This is a genomic window from Prevotella sp. CAG:592 (assembly GCF_000436015.1).
Lineage (GTDB): Bacteria > Bacteroidota > Bacteroidia > Bacteroidales > Bacteroidaceae > Prevotella > Prevotella pectinovora.
On sequence record NZ_FR892549.1, the window covers coordinates 1 to 3,484 of the forward strand.

The 3,484-nt window shown below is 33.5% G+C and carries 5 protein-coding genes; all 5 read left to right on the plus strand.

Going from position 1 to position 3,484, the window contains the following annotated elements; genetic code table 11:
* A partial coding sequence (locus QVO99_RS04170; RefSeq protein ID WP_288176954.1) for a hypothetical protein occupies positions 1-268 on the plus strand: 268 nt, incomplete at its 5' end.
* Positions 265-966 carry a hypothetical protein gene (locus QVO99_RS04175; protein WP_278840966.1) on the plus strand — a complete coding sequence of 234 codons (702 nt, stop codon included), beginning with the start codon at positions 265-267 and terminating at the stop codon, positions 964-966. The genes QVO99_RS04170 and QVO99_RS04175, both read left to right, overlap by 4 nt.
* A 56-nt stretch (positions 967-1,022) precedes the next feature.
* Positions 1,023-1,925 (plus strand): T6SS effector amidase Tae4 family protein, encoded by a 903-nt coding sequence (locus QVO99_RS04180; protein WP_022316343.1) that lies wholly within the window; start codon positions 1,023-1,025, stop codon positions 1,923-1,925.
* 2 nt (positions 1,926-1,927) lie between these two features.
* Positions 1,928-2,512, plus strand: a complete 585-nt coding sequence (locus QVO99_RS04185) for a hypothetical protein (protein WP_288176955.1) — start codon at positions 1,928-1,930, stop codon at positions 2,510-2,512.
* A gap of 75 nt (positions 2,513-2,587) precedes the next feature.
* Positions 2,588-3,220 carry a hypothetical protein gene (locus QVO99_RS04190; protein ID WP_022316345.1) on the plus strand — a complete coding sequence of 211 codons (633 nt, stop codon included), beginning with the start codon at positions 2,588-2,590 and terminating at the stop codon, positions 3,218-3,220.
* Positions 3,221-3,484 lie beyond the last annotated feature (264 nt).

The following is a 3,484-nucleotide window of genomic DNA, read 5'->3' on the forward strand; positions in this document are numbered from 1 at the left end:
TATACAGCCTTTTACTCATATTTATCAATTTAAATTAATTCCGCCAACGGGTTATTTTAATAAAATTTGGGGTAACGGAATTGTATGCAATAATAAAAACATAAGATTAAAAAATGGAATAACAGGACAAACCGGCTTTACAAATGCATCTGGGCATGTTGATGTCGTATATAACAGAAAAGCAGCCGGCGGAGAACATGGAGCTGTATACTATTATAATGAAGGTGCACACACATTAATATGGAAATATGGAGGATTTAGAAAATGAAAAAAATATTAATATTCATTACAATTTCTTTTGTCATCTCATGTGTATGTTGGACTAAACCAAATGATAAGGAGATGGTTATTATAAAAGAATCTTACGATTATGGCAGTAATCATGCAATAGAATTATTTGTCAAATATGAAAACAACATTTCAGCATATTCATTCATCTTTTCAAAGGAAGCAAATGAAATATCATTATATATTGACCGGAACACTTCATTTAAAAGATACAATATGTATTCAACCCCCAAAGATACATCATGTTATTCTAAGGTTGTGTCACAACGCAAATATACATTATGCGATTATAAATCTTTTTTAAGACAATTAAATCTTTGCCTAAACAAGGCACAAGACTATTATAATCTGAAATGTCTTAAATCTATTTATTTTCAGACATCTGATTTACAGGAAAGAACAAAAGAATTTACTACATTTTTATATAAAGAAAAGATTTACAAAAATAATATGTGGTACACTGATGAACAAATTATTTCAGCCTTAAACAAAACATCATTCAGGAATGATTTAAATAATATGCTAAGGAAATACGGCATAAAATGTAACTGTTTCAACTGTGACGGATTGGCTCTCGTACAAACAAGAAAAGACATATTGCAAGAATATTTATATGAACCTAATATTAATATTTTGGTTATTGTTCCCATTGTTGCACATATTTCAAGTATTAAATGACTAATAACAAAATCAGAATACTCCATTAAAAGACATAGAAGTATAATAAAAGGAATATGGCACATAAAAGTTTCTTGTTCTTTTCAGCTTTGGTCAATTCCATCATCAACGGAGCCAACCTTATGCAGACGGCAAAGAACACCTTTACAGGAGGTTTCTGGGGAGGCGTGAGCGGTTTCGCAAACTTCGAGATCGGGAACCTTGAAAACGTGTACATGAAGATTGCCGCCCACTCCGTGTCCGAAGGGGCTATGGAAGGAATACGCGGAGGGCACTTCGAGCACGGATTCTTTACAGGTATGGCATCCGCCGCCGGTGGCGCAGCTTTGAACGGCGGAATGTGCGACAGACTGTCAGCAGCCGAGCGGGTTGCTGTCAATGCCGTGCTCGGAGGAATTGTATCAGAACTCGGTGGGGGAAAATTTGCAAGTGGTGCTATGACGGCGGCTTATGTGATGATGTTTAACGAGCTGAAACATACGATATCAGATAGGCAACTAAAGAAAATATATGACGCATATACACATGGTTCATTTAATGATAATGGAAAATGGATGGAACCAGAAGAATTATGTAACTACATTGGAGGATATTTTTCTGAGATTGCGTCTGATGTTAAGAATGGATGTGCTATTAGACTTAGCTATGCGATGAATAAAAGCGGATTTCTTATACCACATGTTAAAGGAACATATAAGGGCGGTGACGGAAAATGGTATTTTATAAAAGCTTTAGATATGTCTAAATATTTAAGAAGATATAGGGTTACTACAGTTAGCGAAGCAAAACAAGCAAAAAATGGATTAGTGTATTTACATCCAAGCAATAGTTGGGTAAGTGAACAAATATCTGGTCACGTTGATGTAGTATATCGACATAAATGGGGGTCATATTACAGATATAAAAATTATTATGGTGGTAGTCCATACAAGGGATTTAAAACAGAAATATATCATTGACTATGAAGTATTTAAAATATATAATGTGTACATTCTTCATTCTTCTAAGTACCAATTGCAGAAATGAGGCATTGTCAAAAAAAGAATGGACAATAAAGGTTTCTTCAGTCCCTGCCCAGTATCCTTATTCAAAGGTGATAAAGTGCGATGGATACAAAAATAAAAAAGTATGTATGATGCAGACTTATGCAAGCTTTTTTAAGGGGAAAATAGTTTCTTTTGTTATAACAAGAAACTATAAAGATCAAAATAATGCATTCTACCCAACATACGATGAGAAAATTTCATTTTTGGATACATCTTTATGTATAATAAACAAAAAATATCAAACAGACCATTTCAATCAATTAATGATTAATTTAGATTTATGGCAAGAATTGTACAATATATTTACTGAATACTATGATTCAAACAATTTCAAACATAAGTTTAAAAGCACGAAATTCTATAAAGATATTTCATTTGTTCTAAATGAAAATGGATACAAAATTAAATGTTTTACATTTGACGATATCTATATTCAAGAATACAATAAACAGAAAATAATAACCGGATGTTGCACTTTTGACATTATAAATCACAAATAAGCGGCTCTTTTTACCACCTAAATTGACGAAGAACCTTTATGTAAACATGTTTAATTCAAAATCATACAGGATAAAATGAGATATTTACTAACATTGTGTTTTTTGCTGTTTTTTACGTTTTCACATAGTCAGGAATATACGAAGTCTTTTTCTGTTGAATTAGATTCCATTGATAATATTTTGGCAAGTTTACCGCCTTGTAAAGACACAACTATAATAGAATCGGCAATTCATCGATGTGACGAGTTGGACAGTCTGAATTTATCTCCAGACGATGAGTATACTGTGTTGCAAAAGAAAAGCCAATTGCTGGCAATGTTGGGTAAATATGTGGAAGGCTTTCTTACTCAAGAAAAAGGCATTCTTAGATTAGACACAACTGATATCAGATATCTGGAGTATTTTGCCGTAAAAAACAAATATTTAGGAAATAAGAAATTGTCAGATTCATATTATGATAAAGCCATTGATATGTGTGGCAAAATGACTGGAAAAAAATACAAGCTAAAAAAAGTTGAATGTTTAGTTGGTAAAAGAGACTTGACAGAAGCAAAAAACACGTTAAGGCGTTTAATAAAGATATATAATGACAGTGATTACAAAATGCTTTTAAAAGAGTTTGACAGTATATTGGAACAGGCTATTCCCATTGATTCATTTATGGAAAATGAATTTAAGAAATATTTTCACATGAAACTTGGAGAGTAACTACTCATGCCCATAGGGGATGCTGAGTAGTTACTTCAATAGGGGTGCTGAGTATTATTTTCAAACTTGAGGCACAATGGCTTTATGTCCTTAAATGGGCACGCTGCTTGCCCAACAGGGGAACGCTGCTTTCTCATCATGGGCAAGCAGCTTGCCCCGGATGGGCAGAATTGGTTTCTGATACCTGCCCGATACATTCATATTTTCAGAGTTCAGCCAACGCATGCAATTCCTGCCATCTGACAATTCCTCTCATCAGCAAAC